General features: G+C 60.1%; 15 protein-coding genes. 3 read left to right on the forward strand and 12 right to left on the reverse strand.

Features of this window, described 5'->3' with window-relative positions:
• Positions 1 to 17 precede the first annotated feature (17 nt).
• A complete protein-coding gene (locus QWZ03_RS14165; protein WP_290333319.1) occupies positions 18 to 2021 on the reverse strand; it encodes a hypothetical protein in 2004 nt (667 codons plus the stop codon).
• Positions 2021 to 3730: an Hsp70 family protein gene (locus tag QWZ03_RS14170; RefSeq protein ID WP_290333320.1), complete on the reverse strand. Its 1710-nt coding sequence runs from the start codon at positions 3728 to 3730 to the stop codon at positions 2021 to 2023. The genes QWZ03_RS14165 and QWZ03_RS14170 overlap by 1 nt, the downstream gene beginning before the upstream one ends.
• A 229-nt stretch (positions 3731 to 3959) precedes the next feature.
• On the opposite strand from QWZ03_RS14170, the gene QWZ03_RS14175 reads away from it, so the two are divergent.
• From QWZ03_RS14175 to QWZ03_RS14185, 3 genes are all read left to right on the forward strand, one after another.
• Entirely contained in the window at positions 3960 to 4484 is a 525-nt protein-coding gene (locus tag QWZ03_RS14175) for a cytochrome b (RefSeq protein WP_290333321.1), read from the forward strand.
• 52 nt (positions 4485 to 4536) lie between these two features.
• Entirely contained in the window at positions 4537 to 5085 is a 549-nt protein-coding gene (locus tag QWZ03_RS14180) for a YceI family protein (RefSeq protein WP_290333322.1), read from the forward strand.
• A gap of 76 nt (positions 5086 to 5161) precedes the next feature.
• Complete coding sequence (locus tag QWZ03_RS14185) at positions 5162 to 5731, forward strand: YceI family protein (RefSeq protein WP_284194944.1); 570 nt, start codon at positions 5162 to 5164, stop codon at positions 5729 to 5731.
• 430 nt (positions 5732 to 6161) lie between these two features.
• On the opposite strand, the gene QWZ03_RS14190 is transcribed toward QWZ03_RS14185, so the two are convergent.
• The 10 genes from QWZ03_RS14190 to QWZ03_RS14235 all read right to left on the reverse strand — a co-directional run bounded on the left by QWZ03_RS14190 (position 6162) and on the right by QWZ03_RS14235 (position 16122).
• The gene (locus tag QWZ03_RS14190) at positions 6162 to 6557 is read right to left on the reverse strand and encodes a hypothetical protein (RefSeq protein WP_290333323.1); all 396 of its coding nucleotides are present in this window, start codon (positions 6555 to 6557) and stop codon (positions 6162 to 6164) included.
• Between the two features lie 66 nt (positions 6558 to 6623).
• Positions 6624 to 7142, reverse strand: a complete 519-nt coding sequence (locus QWZ03_RS14195) for a transposase (protein ID WP_290333324.1) — start codon at positions 7140 to 7142, stop codon at positions 6624 to 6626.
• A gap of 314 nt (positions 7143 to 7456) precedes the next feature.
• On the reverse strand, positions 7457 to 7873 hold the full coding sequence (locus QWZ03_RS14200) for a hypothetical protein (protein WP_290333325.1): 417 nt from the start codon (positions 7871 to 7873) through the stop codon (positions 7457 to 7459).
• Between the two features lie 290 nt (positions 7874 to 8163).
• Entirely contained in the window at positions 8164 to 8604 is a 441-nt protein-coding gene (locus tag QWZ03_RS14205; RefSeq protein ID WP_290333326.1) for a hypothetical protein, read from the reverse strand.
• An 834-nt stretch (positions 8605 to 9438) separates the two neighbouring features.
• Positions 9439 to 10479 (reverse strand): sulfate/molybdate ABC transporter ATP-binding protein, encoded by a 1041-nt coding sequence (locus QWZ03_RS14210; RefSeq protein WP_290333328.1) that lies wholly within the window; start codon positions 10477 to 10479, stop codon positions 9439 to 9441.
• A gap of 170 nt (positions 10480 to 10649) precedes the next feature.
• Positions 10650 to 11528: a sulfate ABC transporter permease subunit CysW gene (gene cysW / locus QWZ03_RS14215; RefSeq protein WP_290333329.1), complete on the reverse strand. Its 879-nt coding sequence runs from the start codon at positions 11526 to 11528 to the stop codon at positions 10650 to 10652.
• A 9-nt stretch (positions 11529 to 11537) separates the two neighbouring features.
• Positions 11538 to 12371: a sulfate ABC transporter permease subunit CysT gene (gene cysT, locus QWZ03_RS14220; RefSeq protein ID WP_284194950.1), complete on the reverse strand. Its 834-nt coding sequence runs from the start codon at positions 12369 to 12371 to the stop codon at positions 11538 to 11540.
• A 62-nt stretch (positions 12372 to 12433) separates the two neighbouring features.
• Positions 12434 to 13435: a sulfate ABC transporter substrate-binding protein gene (locus tag QWZ03_RS14225; RefSeq protein ID WP_290333330.1), complete on the reverse strand. Its 1002-nt coding sequence runs from the start codon at positions 13433 to 13435 to the stop codon at positions 12434 to 12436.
• A 93-nt stretch (positions 13436 to 13528) separates the two neighbouring features.
• Positions 13529 to 14683, reverse strand: a complete 1155-nt coding sequence (locus QWZ03_RS14230; protein ID WP_290333331.1) for a trans-sulfuration enzyme family protein — start codon at positions 14681 to 14683, stop codon at positions 13529 to 13531.
• Between the two features lie 71 nt (positions 14684 to 14754).
• Positions 14755 to 16122: a pyridoxal-phosphate dependent enzyme gene (locus QWZ03_RS14235; protein WP_290333332.1), complete on the reverse strand. Its 1368-nt coding sequence runs from the start codon at positions 16120 to 16122 to the stop codon at positions 14755 to 14757.
• Positions 16123 to 16172 lie beyond the last annotated feature (50 nt).

Below are 16172 nucleotides of genomic sequence, written 5' to 3' on the forward strand. Positions count from 1 at the left end.
GCCGCGGGCGGATACCCTCAGCGGCTTGCGGCACCGCCCTCATCCGGCGCGGCAACAGGCTTGCCCGCCTGACGCTCCAGCCAAAACCATAGTGTCGCAGCAAATGCCAGCGTGGCAAACGCCAGTGCCAGCCAGCTCTCGATCTCCATGATCGCCAGGCTGGCCGTACCGACAAATGCCGCCAGCAAGGCGCACGCCAAGACCGACAAGGGTCCGAAACCATTGCGGGCAGCACGCGCCAACACATCCTGCCGCTCAGGCTGGCGATGCAAACCCGTCAGCCTGCGCCAGCCCTTCTGCACGGCAGCAACAGACAAAACCAGCGCTGCTGGCAGGGCACACATGGTGGCCAACCAGAGCAGCACCCGCCAAGCCAGCGCCAGCTCCTCCAGGTTCAGGATACCCATGGCCGGCAGTATCGCGGGTAGCCAGCAGGCGACCAGCCCATGCCACCAGCCCCCCTGCAGGCTCAGCCTGTCCTGCCGCCAGAAAGCCACCCGCTCGGGGGCAATACGCGCAAACAAGGCCGGCCAATGCTGTTCGACATAGGCCAGCACATGCCGCACCCGCAACTGCAGCGGGAAGCGCCCTGCCAGCCAGTGCTGGCGCCATACGGGCATGGGCTGCAGCAGCGCATGCAGCGCCGCCGCATCGGTATCCGTCTGCTGCGCCCCATCGGCCGCCATTTCGCACCAGCGCTGCCAGACCCGCTCCTGGTCCAGTTGTCCGCACAGCCAGGCCGCCGCGCCGCTGAGGCCCTCGCAACTTTGGCCATCGGCATCCTGCCAGCCAGCCCAGCGCGCCAGCGCTCCCCATAGCAGCAGGGACTGTTCCGACTCCTCCTGCCACAATATCGCCAGCCGCTCAGCCATGGCATGCCGGGCCGCTCCGTCCACCCAGGCCGGATCATCAAAGCCCGCCCGCAAGGCCGCCATACGCGCGACCTCATCCTGCTGGTCGGCCGCCTCCAGGGCCTGCTGCATGCGCTGCGCGCACAGCTGGTAAACCCGGCCACCCGCGCGGCTCAGCCAGCTTTGTGGCCAGCCGGTCCAATCGGCCTGCGGATCAAGCCAGCCGTCCTCCCTGGCCGTAAGCAGCAAGGCCTCCGGGTCCAGCTCCTGTGCGAAAGCGGCATGGCACAGCCGCTCCAGCTTGGCCAGCAGGCTAGCCGGTTCCGCCGTCTGTCCCGGCTGCGCCACCAGCTCAGACAGCTGGCACAGCATCATCTCATCGGGTGCCATGGTGGGCGCAGAGCTGAGGAAATCATCAAGCCAGCCGGCCCAGGCAATAACCGCCCGCAGCAACAGCATGGGCGGTTCCGTCCTGCCGCGCAGCCAATTGGCCAGCACCTGCTTGAGCATGTCGCGCCCATCCAGCGATTCCCACCGCGATGCCCGCACGATCAGTTCAAACCGCGCCACCGCCCGCGACTCGCTCTCCTCCAGCGCCGCCGCAATCAGCTTTACCGCCTTCTGGGCGTGGATATAAGCGCAACGCGACCGCGCTCTGGCCAGCCACTCCATGGGCGCATCACCCGTACGAGGCGCCTCACCCAGCCAGCCGTACTGCTCGGCCAGCCCCAGCACCTGCTCATCGTCCATGTCCCGGTCAAATGCCACCTGCCGCAAGGCCTCGCGGGCCTGATCACGTGGGGCGCCGGCATCACGCTGCCAAACGGTACGTACAGTCGGCTGCGAGGGCATCTCCACCCGTGTCTCTGCCATGGCGGATACCGCTGCAGCCGGCGACGCCATACTGGCGGGCCGCTCATCGGCCGGCGCTAATGCGCCTGGCACCACCGTTGCCGAGACCTCGCCCTCAGGCGCGGCCACCGCCTCGCCGCCTTGCACCTGCATGGCCTGCCAGCGCGACCAGCCCAGCGCATGCTCATAGGCCTCGCGCAGCCGCACAAAACCCGCAGCATCGTCCTCCGGCCGGGTCTGCTTCAGCCTGGCCGCGTAGGCGCGCCGTATGGCACGCTCATCGGTGGTTTCGGCCAGGCCCAGTACATCCCACGGCATTAGAGCCAGCCTTCGCCTTCAAGTTGGTCCAGCAGCGTCTTCAACTCATCGCGCCCCTGCTTGATCGTGGTCTCTTCCTGGCTCTCCAGCATGGATTGGAACCGCGCCGTCGCCTGCGCGATCCACTGCCGCTCCTCACCCAGCGCCTGCTGGAACATCCGGTCTGCCCGCGCCATCAGCTGCGCATTGGGCAGCAGTTCACGCGGGTGTATCTTCAGCTTGGCCAGGGCCGCCAGCTTTTCTTCTATCTCCGCCGGTGTCAGCACACCGGGATTCTCTTCGATGATCAGCCTGTGCTTCTCGCCCGTCTCGGCCACCGTCATCTCCGCTTCCAGCAAACCGTTGACGTCATAGGTAAACCGCACCGACACACTGATCTGCCCCGCCGGCCGGGGCGGCACGGGTATGGTGATCTCGCCCAGGAAGATATTGTCCTTCACCAGCCGGCTCTCACCCTGGTAGACACTGACATGCAGCGCCATCTGGTTATCGACGATGGTGCTCACCACCTGCTCGCGCGAGATGGGCACCACCGAATTGCGCTCGATAATGGGCAGGTAAAAACCCGGCTGGAAGCGCCCGGTCGCAATCTGCTCGCTTACCTCGATACCCTGCGAATAGGGGCAGACATCGGTCATCACCACTTCATTGAGGGTCTCATCGCGCGCCTTCAGCCCGGCCATCACCGCCGCACCGCGCGCCACCACCTCGTCCGGGTTCAGGTTCATGGCCGGCATGCGGCCAAACAGCTTGGCCACCAACTTTCGTACCGCCGGCATGCGGGTCGCCCCGCCAGCCAATACGATCTGATCCAGGTCTATGGCCTTCAGGCGGGCATCGCGCAAGGCCTTCTCAATCGGCTCGCGCAGCCGCTTCAGCAAAGGCTCGCACAGCTTGAGAAAGGCCTCCTCACCTATCGCCCAGCGCAGGTTCTGCTCCTGGTAGCGCAGCTCCATCGCCACCTCGGCCGTCCCGCTCAGGCCCCGCTTGGCCTGCTCGGCCTGCTTGCGTAGCGCCTGATAGACCACTGGGTCGGCCTCTTTGTCGGTCAGCCCGTGCTGCTTGCCCACCGCCTCGATAAACCCGTCTATCAGCGCCTCGCTGAAATCCTCGCCGCCCAGGAAATTGTCCCCCGCGCTGGCGCGCACCTCCATCACCCCCTCAAACAACTCAAGGATGGAGATATCGAATGTCCCACCACCCAGGTCAAACACCAGGAAGCGGCTTTCCGGCTCGTTCTGGTGCAGGCCATAGGCCAGCGCCGCCGCCGTCGGCTCGTTCACCAGCCGCTCCACCTTCAGCCCGGCCAGTTGCCCGGCTATCTTGGTGGCCTTGCGCTGGGCATCACTGAAATAGGCCGGCACGGTAATCACCGCCTCGGTCACCGCCTCGCCCAGATAGCGCTCCGCATCAGCCTTGAGCGATTTCAGCACCAGCGCAGACAGCTCTTCCGGCCGGAACAGCTGGGTACCCAGCCGCGTCTGCCGGTCAGAGCCCATATAGCGCTTGAACACTGCCGTCGTCAGCTGCGGATGGGTAATCAGTCGCTCACGCGCAGCCAGCCCCACCAACACCGCACCACTGTCATCCAGCCCCACCACAGACGGTGTCAGGGCATGGCCCAGTGCATTGGGAATCATCTCCGCCTGGCCATCACGCCAGACCGCAACAAGGCTATTGGTCGTACCCAGGTCGATACCGATAATCATGACTAATGCCGCTTATGGCCTACGCCAAAAAATAAAGCGTCTATTTTACGTCAGGGGGCAGCAATACGGCGCAGAGAAGTCATGCGCGCCGCACCTTGTTCGTATTTTCTGAATGAAATCTTTAAAAAGCTCCGCTATCCCTGCTTGGAACTCGGCGGAATAATGCACATCAACAACGAAGCCGTTGATCAAATCCGATAACGGCCACGTACCGGGAAAGGCAGACAACATGATCATCAAATACACCCTACCCGCCCGCCTGCTGCACTGGCTGGTCGCGCTCGGCATCATCGCCGCCTTCGCCCTGGGGTTGACCACCGACAGCATGGAAGGCTTCAGCCTGCAAAAACTCAAGCTGATCAACTACCACAAGTGGCTGGGCATCACGGTGCTGGGGCTGGTGGCCATACGGCTGCTATGGCGCCTGAGCCACCGCCCGCCCGAGCTGCCAGCCCAGATGCAGCCATGGGAGAAACAGGTCGCCCACTACACCCATATGCTGCTCTATGTGCTGATGTTTGCCGTCCCCCTGGGTGGCTGGCTGTACTCCTCCGCCAAGGGCTTCCCGGTTGTATGGCTGGGCCTGGTTGAACTGCCCAACCTGATGGACAAGAACGAGGAACTCGCCGGCACCATCAAGTTCATGCACAAGATCGGCGCCTGGACCCTGGTACTACTGGCCGTGGCCCATGCCGCCGCTGCCCTCAAGCATCATTTCATCCAGAAGGATGATGTGCTGAAACGAATGCTGTAATTTCCAATCGAATAGCGTCACTCAACACCGCCCCGCCTTATCAGGAGCCATCATGCGTCGTACCGCCCTATTCCTGTCCCTGCTCGCCGCCGGCACCCTGGGCCAGGCCCAGGCCGCCCCGGCCGATCCCGCCAAGAGCTCGGTCAAGTTCGTATTCACCCAGATGAACGTCCCGGTAGAGGGCCAGTTCAAGAAATTTGCCGCCGACATCGCCTTCGACACCGCCAAGCCCGATACCGGCAAGGTCAATATCGCCGTCGACCTGGCCGCCACCGATGCCGGCAGCAGCGATGCCAACCAAGCCGTGCAGATGAAGGAATGGTTCAACACCGGCAGCTACCCCAAAGCCACCTTCAGCGCCAGCCAGTTCAAGCCCCTGGGCGGCGGCAAGTTCAGCGCCACCGGCCAGTTCTCGGTCAAGGGCAAGACGGCCAACCTGACCGTCCCCTTCACCGTCAAGCCCGATGCCAAGGGCAGCTGGTACGAAGGCAGCTTCCCCCTCTCACGCCTGGCCTGGAAGATAGGCGAAGGCGAGTGGAGCGATGTCGGCGCCGTCGCCGACGCCGTTCAAGTCAAGTTCAAGCTGTATGTAGCAAAGTAGAGATCGTTCGTGTGGGTAGCCAGCGGCTGGCCCCACCGTAAATGCCAGTTAAAACCCAAACCAAGGAGTTTCACCCATGCAAACCAAGTTGACCGCCCTGCTCATCGCCACCGCCCTTTCCGCCACCGCCCTGGCCGCCCCTGAGAAGTTCGTGCTGGATACCACCCACACCTACCCCAGCTTCGAAGTCAATCACCTGGGCTTCTCCATCACCCGTGGCTTCTTCAAGGAAACCGAGGGCACCCTGGAGCTGGATCGTGCCGCCAAGACCGGCAAGCTCGAAGCCACCATCAAGGCCAGCTCCATCGAAACCGGCCTGGGCAAGCGCGACGACCACCTGCGTGGCAAGGACTTCTTCAACGTAGCCGAATTCCCCACCGCCGTAGTCAAGGCCGACAAGTTCATCTTCGAAGGCGACAAGCCCGTCAAGGCCGAAGGCAACCTCACCATGCTGGGCGTGACCAAGCCCGTCACCCTCAACATCACCCCCATGAAGTGCGACATGCGCATGGGCAAGGATTTCGTCTGCGGCGCCGATGTCACCACCGTGATCAAGCGTAGCGACTGGGGCATGAAGGCCTACGTGCCCTTCGTAGGCGACGACGTGAAGATCACCGTCCAGGTCGAAGCCGAAAAGCAGAAGTAAGCAGGATAGCGGGCGCAGTGCAGGCGGAACGTTCGCCGAATGCCGCTGCGACCAAAAAACCAAGGCGACGGTTATCCGTCGCCTTGGTTTTTGGGGCTTCGAAGAACCAGCCCCCAAACGTGGTCAATGCGCCTCGTGCTAACGGGCGCGCAGCGCAAAATGCAAGACTTGACACCGCGCCTGATCCTTACTGGTCGCGCCCTTTTTTGGTAGCGAGGCAACGGTGCAAGCTTGCCTTACCCACAACTGTCTGCTGCGCGAGAAAGGCAGCAGGGTCTTGTTATTTGCACCCCAGGGCTGTTTGGTTAGTGCAAAATACAAGACCCCTTTATTCCCAAGTTGATCCATCCACGGCAGCAACCGCTGAAAGCAATCTAACCAAACATTATTGAGACTTGACCCCACGCCTGCTCTTCTGGCACCGAGACTTTCATCGCAGTTTATCCACTTCCTGCTCCTTTGACTGTGACACTTGATCGACAGAGGGCATGTTTATGGTTCCCCTTATCACCAAGTAGATAATCAGGATAGATGAAGCGATCAGCCATGGAGTGGCTAGGTGATTGTAAGCGGATAGCGCAAACCCAACGCCAAGAAATAGCCACGCAACGGCCAGAATACCAGCCAAAATCCGAGAGGCTCGGGCGAGTGGCAGCAAGGACCAAGCGATCGCAAAAAGTATCACGACGCTAGCTATCTGTATGAGCTGAGCTCCCCCGCCGCCAAGCACGCCAAGAAACATGGCTAGAAAAGCCACCGCTACGCTGACAAAGAAAGCGCCGACGGCACGAAGGCATGTTTTGAGAATGGCGTAAAACAGGCTCATGGTCTGGATGATGCAGTAAAAGCATTCAAATCACAATGGGGGCAACGATCACCATGCATCACGGGGTCAGATACCGTCTTGAATAGCAAGCCGCGTTTGTCTGTGATTCAAATCAAACGGCTTGCCCGATGTGATCACCCCGTAGATCAGATGGGCCAGTTTGCGCATTACGGCCCCGATCACTGCCTTGGGGGCAAGGCCGGTCGTTGCCAACCGATCTGCGAAGGTTTTCAGGACGGGATTGTATCGTCGCGCCACCAGGCCCGGCATATACAAGGCCCTTCGCAGATCCTTGTGGCCGGTGCGGCTGATGATAGTCCGGCCCTTTACCGAGCTGCCAGATAACCGTTGTCTCGGTGTCAGGCCGATAAAGGCTGCCAGCGCCTTGGCATTGCTGAAGCGGCGCACATCACCGGCGTAGGCTAAGACCTTGGCTGCGGTAGTGTGGCTGACACCGGGAATGCTCCGCTGCAGATCCGCATCCTGCTTGAGGTTGGGATGGCGATCGATGTGATCGTCGATCTTGAGCGCCAATGCTTCGATCTCACGCTTTAGCCAATCCAGATGGGACTGGACGGCCTGCATCAGGGCAAGTTGGCTGACCTTCCCCCACGCAGGTCTACCAGGGATTAGTTAGCAATTACTGCGGGCTATGCGCACCTTGGATCAGCGAGCGCCACGACAGGACAAGCGGCGCAATTCGCCGTACGCTTCGCGCGATCTCCGCTACCCAACACGGCAGCCACTAGATTGCACTGTAGTCATGGTTGAGCCCAAGTTGATTCATCCACGGCAGCAGCCGCTGAAATCAATCTAACCGAACAGCATTGAGGCCTGACTCCACAATTTTATAATCCTTGAATAAATCTTACACCATGCAAGCCCAGCAATAAACTTCATCACTTAAAATAATATGACACCCTCTCCTCTAGGCTGCCCTCATGCAGCTTTATTTGACATACCAACCCCATGAAAAACTCTAAAAGATATGCCACATTCTCATCCGGGGATTCTTTATACAGCGCACAAATAGCAGCACGAGCCCCTAGGCTCTCAACATCAAGAACATCCCCATCCGCCAACCGGGAGTCAATGAATTCCCAACAACGAACCCTTGCTGTCTCCAGCTCTTCCTCATTCCCCATCCTTTGGGTAACGACCTCTAATACCATCACCCCCTGGTCGGCAACCACGGGGAGTAAAGGCCGCAGCACCAACAGGTAACCCATCATTAAGTTTCTAGCGCACAGAAAAGTCTTGCTCAGGCCATGCACACTTTGGAAATCTTCCACATAGTTCGTCAGATCAAACGTCAATATGTCACTCCATACATATCCCCACCACTTCGGTAGAACTCGACTATCGCCGTTTTCCTTTCCAAGTACATGCTGGCACACCTGCCCAAAGGCTTGACTACGGTCCGGCACCGGGCACGGTGGCGTTCTCGCAAAACTAGCGGTAGCAGATACTGCTGGTTCAGGCGCACCTGCATTGATCCATGGGAGGTGTGCCATTGCTCAAAACTGCCTGCAAATCACAGGGTCTTGTTATTTGCACTGCAAGGCTGTTTGAAATTTGCAAAATAAAGACTCCTTGGTTTTCTTCCTCAGCCTTTACAGTTTATACGAAGTGAAGCAATAGCCCCTCTTAAATCATCACCTGACGCAACTGCATATACACCTTCATCATGCACATAAACCACCTTCTGATCATTAATCAAAAAGAAAAGGACATCACCATTATTAAAAAGGCGTTCCGAACAGACCTCAACGTAGCCAGATACCATTGAAAGCAGCTTCTCGCCCGCAACCAAAAATGCCACCTCATTTATATAAGAGTACCAACTTACCACCAACACATTTCCGCTGGCTTCAATTCCAATTGACTTGAAAATATCCACATCATTGAAACCATGCAAACCCGGAACCGGGGACCAATCCAGCGAGAAGAATTCCAAAGCCTTCTCCATCTCCCTGAACCCAACAGCGCCAGCACGGTAGTTCATTTCAACAATTGAAATAGCCTCCTGAAATGATATTTTCTCCATCAATAAATATCTCGCATAAATTTTCCTTATCTAGCCCTTAGGAATTACATCCAAATCACAATGGGGGCAATGATCGCCAATGTGTATCGAATGAGCCCTGTAGCCCCTACTTGTTCGCCACATTGTGGACAAACAATTCTTTTCAAGTAGTAAAAAGTAGCAACATGCATTGCAAAAAACAGAACAACTATTACAACCGGATGCACCACCTTGGTCACAACAAGCAATATCGTCATAACCACCAAGACAAACACTGGCACCCAAAGAGTAAGAAGATAATGCCGGTAAGGACTAATGCGCATTTCCATCCTCGAATAAAAACAATTATCTCACATAGTCTTACATGGGGTTTGAAACCAACCCTCTCAAACCCACCTTAAAGACATCACTTAATTCGCGCGCAGCACGTAGGGCAATGGGATGGATCCTACCTACTGAAATGGCATCCAAGTGCCAAACTGGAAATCGTCAAACCACCCGTCACTCAGAAAGAAGGAGTGCACCACCACGCAGCTTAACTACCCAGCCACATCTTGCAAAATGTAATCATCGCGTCGATGCACACCTCGACAACCGTCGTTGCTCTATCCGGATACAGGCGTGCATACCAGCGCAAGGGCTAGGCCACGAGCCGGCATTGTGTAGGGGAATATCTCACAAACCGCTTACACAACGTGCATCCTGCCTCAGACCTAAGGGCATTAGATCAAGGAATGCATCACTAGCCAAGCATTTCTGCCCCAGCAGTTGCGGTGGGGCTTGCCATCCCAATATCCCACTCCACATCAGCTGGGCACAGGCCGCCCGTAGCGGCTGCCGGCCAAACACCCCAAGCTAAATCGCATAATCCTCAGCAAATACCCTGGCCGAACGTGGCCGTATATAGACCCGCTCGCCCGAGGCATAACGCTGGACGGCGTAGGCATCGCGGCTCAGCTCGGCCTCGACCGGGTCGCCGTTTTCCAGGCTCAGTTCCAGCCGCACGATGGAGCCTATGGCGCGGACATGATCAATCTTGGCGACCAGGGTCTGCGGTGCCGGCTCGCGCAGCAGTTCGATATCATGTGGCCGCACATAGGCCACGGCGCCATCGCCTGCCACGGGGTGCTCACCCACCTGGGCAAAGCCACCGTGTACCCGGCTGTGGAACAGGTTCACATCACCGAGGAACTGGTAGACGAAGGGGGTGGCAGGCGTGTCATACACCTGTTCCGGCGTGCCCACCTGCTCTATCCGCCCCTTGTTCATCACCACCACACGGTCGGCCACTTCCAGCGCTTCTTCCTGGTCATGGGTCACGAACACCGAGGTCACATGCACTTCCTCGTGCAGGCGTTTGAGCCAGCGGCGCAGCTCCTTTCGCACCTTGGTATCCAGCGCGCCGAACGGTTCGTCCAGCAGCAATACCTTTGGCTCCACGGCCAGTGCGCGAGCCAGGGCGATGCGTTGGCGCTGGCCGCCTGATAGCTGGGCCGGATAGCGGTCAGCCAGCCAATCCAGCTGCACCAGATTGAGCAGCTCATGCACCCGCCGCTTGATCTCGGTATTGTTGGGCCGAGTGTGCTTGGGCCGTACCCGCAGGCCAAAGGCCACGTTCTCGAACACCGTCATATGCCGGAACAGGGCGTAGTGCTGAAAGACAAAACCCACCTGGCGCTCGCGCACATGGGTGTCGGTGGCGTCTTCGCCATGGAACAGTATCTGGCCGCCATCCGGCGTCTCCAAGCCGGCGATGATGCGCAGCAGGGTGGTCTTGCCGCAGCCCGAGGGCCCCAGCAGCGCCAACAGCTCGCCGGTCTCAACCTTGAGATTGACCTTGTCCAGGGCAGTAAAGCTGCCGAACTGCTTGGCGATCGATTGGATTTCTATGCTCATTGCGAGTCACCTGTAAGAGCCTGCTACGGGTTTAAATCGTTGAAAACTGACGCCAATTCGCTGGCTGGCGCGCGCCGGCAAGGATGGGCGCATGGGCTTCATCCCACACCGCACTCATCACAGGGGCAGGCACAGCGGCCTCATCAAGCCGCATGCCATGCGCCAGCGCGTCATGTTTCGTAAACAGCTGCGCGTTCCGCCGCCATCTGCCGCTCGGTCTGCCATTCCACCCAGGTCTTGGCCACCAGGGTCACCAGCGCCAGCAGGGCGAGGATGGAAGCGCAGGCAAACGAGGCCACAAAGTTGTACTCGTTGTAGAGTATCTCCACGTGCAGCGGGGTGGTGTTGGTCATGCCACGGATATGGCCGCTGACCACCGATACCGCGCCGAACTCGCCCATGGCCCGGGCATTACAGAGGATCACGCCATACAGCAGGCCCCATTTGATATTGGGCAGGGTGATCTTCCAGAAGGTCTGCCAGCCACTGGCACCCAGCACCATGGCCGCCTGCTCTTCTTCAGTACCTTGTGCCTCCATCAGGGGGATCAGCTCACGGGCGATAAAGGGGAACGTCACAAACATGGTGGCAAGCACGATGCCGGGCACGGCAAAGATGATCTTGATATCGTGCGCTTGCAGCCAAGGGCCCAGCCAGCCTTGAGCACCGAAGATCAGCACATAGATCAGGCCCGCCACCACCGGGCTGACCGAGAACGGCAGGTCTATCAGGGTGATCAGCAGGCTCTTGCCCTTGAAATCGAACTTGGCGATGGCCCAGGCTGCCGCCACCCCGAATACCAGGTTGATCGGCACCGAGATCAGCGTCACCGTCAGCGTCAGCTGCAGGGCCGATAGCGCATCGGGTTCCTTCAGCGCCTCCCAGTACAGCGCCCAGCCCTTGCGCAGGGCTTCGGCAAAAATGGACACCAGCGGCAGTACCAGGAAGAAACCAAGGAACAGCAGCGCGCCCGTCAGCAGCAGCCAACACACCCATACGGCCTCCTGCGTGGCGGCCGAACGGACGGCGGTAGTGGAAACAGCCTGCATGTCGGCTCCTTACTTGCGCATGCCGTGGCGGCGCGCATGCCACCACTGGATCAGATTGATGGCCAGGATCAGGACAAAGGAGATCAGCAGCATCACCGTGGCGATCGCCGTTGCCCCGGCATAGTCGTATTGCTCCAGCTTGCCTATGATCAGCAGCGGCACGATTTCCGACTCCAGCGGAATGTTGCCGGCGATAAAGATGACCGACCCGTACTCGCCTATGGCCCGGGCAAAGGCCAGGGTAAAGCCGGTCAGCAAGGCAGGCAGTGCCGCCGGAAAAATGATCTTGCAGAAGGTCTGCCAGCGATTGGCCCCCAGGCAGGCAGCGGCCTCTTCCAGCTCGGCCTCCAGATCCTGCAGCACCGGCTGCACCGTGCGCACCACAAAGGGCAGGCCGATAAAGGTCAGCGCTACCACCACGCCCAAGGGCTTGAAAGCCACCTGTATGCCCAACTTGGCCAGTTGCTCGCCTATCAGCCCATTGGGCGCATACAGGGTAGTCAGGGCAATACCCGCCACCGCGGTAGGCAGGGCGAATGGCAGATCAACCAGCGCATCGACTATGCGCTTGCCAGGAAAGGAATAGCGCACCAGCACCCAGGCCACCAGCAGGCCGGCAAACAGGTTGATGACGGCGGCGATGAGGCTGGCGCCAAAGGTCAGTTGGTAGGCCGCCACCACCCGCTCGCTGCTGACCACCTGCCAGAACTCGGCCAGGCTCAGGCTGGTGGTCTTGATCACCAGGGCCGACAAGGGGATCAGCACCAGCAGGCTGAGGTACACAATGGTGTAGCCAAATGCCAGGTTGAAGCCGGGCAGGACGCTGGGTTGTTTGAATCGCATGGGGCGTCAGATCATCGGGGAGTGGAAGGCAGGGGGCGCCACGGCGCCCCCCGATGCGGCGATTACTTCTTGGTATAGACCTGGTCGAAACTGCCGCCATCGTCGAAGTGGGTCTTCTGGGCCCGACGCCAGCCGCCGAACACTTCATCCACGGTAAACAGCTTGATGGCAGGGAACTGAGCAGCATACTTCTTGGCGATAGCCGCATCCTGCGGGCGCAGGTAGTTCTGCGCAGCGATCTCCTGCGCCGCCGTAGTCCACAGGAACTTGAGATACTCTTCGGCCGCCTTGCGTGTGCCCTTCTTGTCCACCACCTTGTCCACCACGGTAACCGGGGGTTCGGCGCGGATGGACAGCGACGGGTACACCACCTCGAACTGGCCGCGGCCAAATTCGCGGGCAATCATTTCCGCCTCGTTCTCGAAGGTCAGCAGCACATCGCCTATCTGGCGCTGCATGAAAGTGGTGGTTGCGGCACGGCCGCCCGAATCCAGCACCGGCACGTTCTTCAAGAGACCTGCCACAAAATCACGGGCCTTCTGCTCGTTGCCGCCCGGCTGGCGCAGGGCATAGCCCCAAGCGGCCAGATAGCTGTAGCGGCCATTGCCGGTCACCTTGGGATTGGGCATCACCACCTGCACACCCGGCTTGACCAGATCGGACCAATCCTTGATCTGCTTGGGATTGCCCTTGCGCACGATCAACACCTGCAGGCTGGTGAACGGCAGGCTGTTGTTGGGCAAGCGGCTAGCCCAGCTTTCCGGTATCAGCTTGGCCTTGTCGTGCAGGGCATCGATATCCGGCGGCATGTTCATGGTGATCACATCGGCTTCCAGGCCATCTATCACCGCCCTGGCCTGCTTGCCCGATCCGCCATGCGACTGCTGTATCACCAGATCCTCGCCGGTCTTGGCCTTGTAGGCTTTGATAAAGGCCGGGTTCAGATCCTTGTAGAAATCGCGCATCACGTCGTACGAGACATTGAGCAGCTCGGGGCCCGCCAGGGAGGCCGCCGACAGCGCTGTAGCCACTGCAGCAGTAAGCAATCGGGTCAGCTTGGTCATATCAGTCACGCCAGATGAAAATAAGGACGGGCTGAGCATAACAGTCCGTCCTTATTCCCATTAAGAATGCTTTATTAAGCCCTAATAACCAGATCAGCCTATCTGTGCCAAACCCTGGCGCAAGTCGTCTATCAGGTCATCCACATGCTCCACGCCAACCGAGAGACGCAGCAGATTGGGGCCAACGCCTCGACGCAAACGGTCTTCCTCAGGAATGGACGCATGGGTCATGGCCCATGGCAGATTGACTAGGCTCTCCACTCCACCCAGGCTCTCGGCCAGGGTAAACAGCTTGAGCGCCGCCAAGAAGCGCCGCACGCCGGCCTCGTCTGCCTGCAAGCGTACCGAGACGATGCCACCAAAGCCGCGCGGGAACTGCTGCCTGGCCAGCGCATGCTGGGGATGGCTGGGCAGTCCGGGGTAGATGACGTCGGCCACCCCAGCCTGCTGCCCCAGCCATTCGGCTATCGCCTGGGCATTGCTGCAATGGCGCTGCACCCGCAGTGGCAGGGTGCGCAGTCCACGGAGGGCCAGGAAGCTGGAGAACGGATCCAGCACCCCGCCTATGGCGTTCTGCAGATAGCCCAGCCGCTCGGCCAGTTCAGGGCTACGGACAATGGCAGCCCCCCCGATCACATCCGAATGACCATTGAGGTATTTGGTAATCGAGTGCAGCACGATATCGGCGCCGTATTCCAGCGGGCGCAGCAGATACGGCGTGGCAAAGGTGGCATCCACCACCACCAGGGCGCCAACGGCATGGGCGGCGTCGATGGCAGCCCGCAGGTCGATCAGCTTGAGCAACGGGTTGGTCGGTATCTCAATCCACAAGAGCTTGGTGCTTGGGGTAATGGCGGCACGGACGGCGGCGGTATCTTCGGGCGCCACATAGCGCACCTTGAGTCCGGCACTGCGGTTACGCACACGCTCGAACATGCGGTAGGCACCGCCGTAGAGGTCATCCACCGCTACCACTTCGCTGCCGGCATCCAACAGCTCCAGCACGGTAGACATGGCCGCCAGGCCCGAGGCAAAGGCAAAGCCGGCGACGCCGCCTTCCAGCTCGGCCAGGGCCTTTTCGAACGCGCACCGGGTGGGGTTGCCGCTACGGGCGTACTCATAACCGCTGTGCTCGCCCGGCGCACGCTGGGCATAGGTCGAGCTGGTATAGATAGGTGGCATCACCGCGCCAGTCGCGTCCGGGGTGTAGCCCGCATGCACACTCAAGGTATCCAGGTGTTGTGTCATCGTGTCCTGCTCCTGCTTGGGCCAGGGTCATGGCCCGGTTATCGCATCAATTGCCTGCCGGTGCCATGCGCCTAGCGCCAGCGTTGCCGCCAGTGGTTGATCAGGTCGGCCTGGGTAATCAGGCCCAGGAAGCGTCCACGCTCCACCACGATGGCAACATGGCCCTCGTTGAAGGTACGCAGCAGCTTTTCGGTGCTATCGGTGGGCGACAGGGTCTCCAGCTCGGTGCTCATGGCCTTGCGCACCGGCAGCCGGAAATGCTCGGGCTCATCATGCACCGCCAGCAACAGATCCCATTCGTCGATGATGCCCACCACCTCGGCATCGCCCTCCACCACCGGCAGTTGCGACACATCATGCCGGCGCATGCGGGCGTAGACGTCGGCCAGGGTTTCGTCCGGCCGGCAGGTCACGGTTGCCCCCAGGTCATGGCGGCGGGTGATCAGGTCGGTCAGGTTGCCCTGCTGCGGCAGGTGCTTGAGCCCCTGGTCTATCAGCCAGCCCTCGTTGTACTGCTTGGATAGGTACTTGTTGCCGCTATCGCAGATAAAGGTCACCACCCGCTTGGGTTCGGTCTGGGCCCGGCAGTAGCGCAAGGCAGCCGCCACCAGGGTACCGCTGGACGACCCGGCGAGCACGCCTTCCACCTCCAGCAACTGCCTTGCGGTATCGATACTCTCTTCATCGCCTATGCGATAAGCACGGTGCACCGCGCTGAAGTCGGCCATGGGCGGAATAAAGTCCTCGCCTATGCCCTCCACCCGCCAGCTGCCGGCCTCGCCATAGCTGCCGGTTTCCACATAGTCGGCTAGCACCGATCCCACTGGGTCAGCCAGCACGAACTCCACGGCCGGGTCGGCCCGCTTGAAGAAACGCGACAGCCCGGTCAGGGTGCCGGCCGAGCCCACGCCCACCACCACGGCATCCACAGCGTGCCCCAGTTGCTGCCATAACTCCGGCCCCGTGCCGTGCTCATGCGCAGCAGGGTTTGCCGGGTTGTTGAACTGGTCGATGTAATAGGCACCAGGGGTTTCCTGGGCAATGCGGCGGGCGTAGTCCTGGTAGTACAGCGGGTGGCCCTTGTTCACATCCGAGCGGGTAATGATGACCTCGGCCCCCAGGGCCTTGAGATGGAAGATCTTCTCCAGGCTCATTTTGTCGGGCACCACCAGCTTGAGCTTGTAGCCCTTGCGGGCTGCCACCAGTGCCAGGCCCAGGCCGGTATTGCCGGCCGTGGCTTCGATGATGGTGGCCCCTGGCTGCAGCTTGCCTTCGCGTTCTGCCGCCTCGATCATGGTCAGGGCAATGCGGTCCTTGATGGAGCCGCCGGGGTTATGGCTTTCCAGCTTGACGAACAGCTCGCACGGGCCGGTATCCAGGCGGGTGAGCTGTATCAGCGGGGTCTGGCCTATCAGGCCTAGCATGGGATCAAAAGACATGATGAGTCTCTATAACAGGGCTAAGGCCACTGGCCGATTGTGTCGGCACA

It is taken from the genome of Chitinimonas viridis (genome assembly GCF_030409555.1).
In the GTDB taxonomy this organism is placed as follows: Bacteria; Pseudomonadota; Gammaproteobacteria; order Burkholderiales; family Chitinimonadaceae; genus Chitinimonas; species Chitinimonas viridis.

Excerpts from the sequence above, each read along its gene's own strand:
- QWZ03_RS14165 (WP_290333319.1), bottom strand. The coding sequence starts at position 2,021 with ATGCCGTGGGATGTACTGGGCCTGGCCGAAACCACCGATGAGCGTGCC.
- QWZ03_RS14170 (WP_290333320.1), bottom strand. The coding sequence starts at position 3,730 with ATGATTATCGGTATCGACCTGGGTACGACCAATAGCCTTGTTGCGGTC.
- QWZ03_RS14175 (WP_290333321.1), top strand. The coding sequence starts at position 3,960 with ATGATCATCAAATACACCCTACCCGCCCGCCTGCTGCACTGGCTGGTC.
- QWZ03_RS14180 (WP_290333322.1), top strand. The coding sequence starts at position 4,537 with ATGCGTCGTACCGCCCTATTCCTGTCCCTGCTCGCCGCCGGCACCCTG.
- QWZ03_RS14185 (WP_284194944.1), top strand. The coding sequence starts at position 5,162 with ATGCAAACCAAGTTGACCGCCCTGCTCATCGCCACCGCCCTTTCCGCC.
- QWZ03_RS14190 (WP_290333323.1), bottom strand. The coding sequence starts at position 6,557 with ATGAGCCTGTTTTACGCCATTCTCAAAACATGCCTTCGTGCCGTCGGC.
- QWZ03_RS14195 (WP_290333324.1), bottom strand. The coding sequence starts at position 7,142 with ATGCAGGCCGTCCAGTCCCATCTGGATTGGCTAAAGCGTGAGATCGAA.
- QWZ03_RS14205 (WP_290333326.1), bottom strand. The coding sequence starts at position 8,604 with ATGGAGAAAATATCATTTCAGGAGGCTATTTCAATTGTTGAAATGAAC.
- QWZ03_RS14210 (WP_290333328.1), bottom strand. The coding sequence starts at position 10,479 with ATGAGCATAGAAATCCAATCGATCGCCAAGCAGTTCGGCAGCTTTACT.
- cysW (WP_290333329.1), bottom strand. The coding sequence starts at position 11,528 with ATGCAGGCTGTTTCCACTACCGCCGTCCGTTCGGCCGCCACGCAGGAG.
- cysT (WP_284194950.1), bottom strand. The coding sequence starts at position 12,371 with ATGCGATTCAAACAACCCAGCGTCCTGCCCGGCTTCAACCTGGCATTT.
- QWZ03_RS14225 (WP_290333330.1), bottom strand. The coding sequence starts at position 13,435 with ATGACCAAGCTGACCCGATTGCTTACTGCTGCAGTGGCTACAGCGCTG.
- QWZ03_RS14230 (WP_290333331.1), bottom strand. The coding sequence starts at position 14,683 with ATGACACAACACCTGGATACCTTGAGTGTGCATGCGGGCTACACCCCG.
- QWZ03_RS14235 (WP_290333332.1), bottom strand. The coding sequence starts at position 16,122 with ATGTCTTTTGATCCCATGCTAGGCCTGATAGGCCAGACCCCGCTGATA.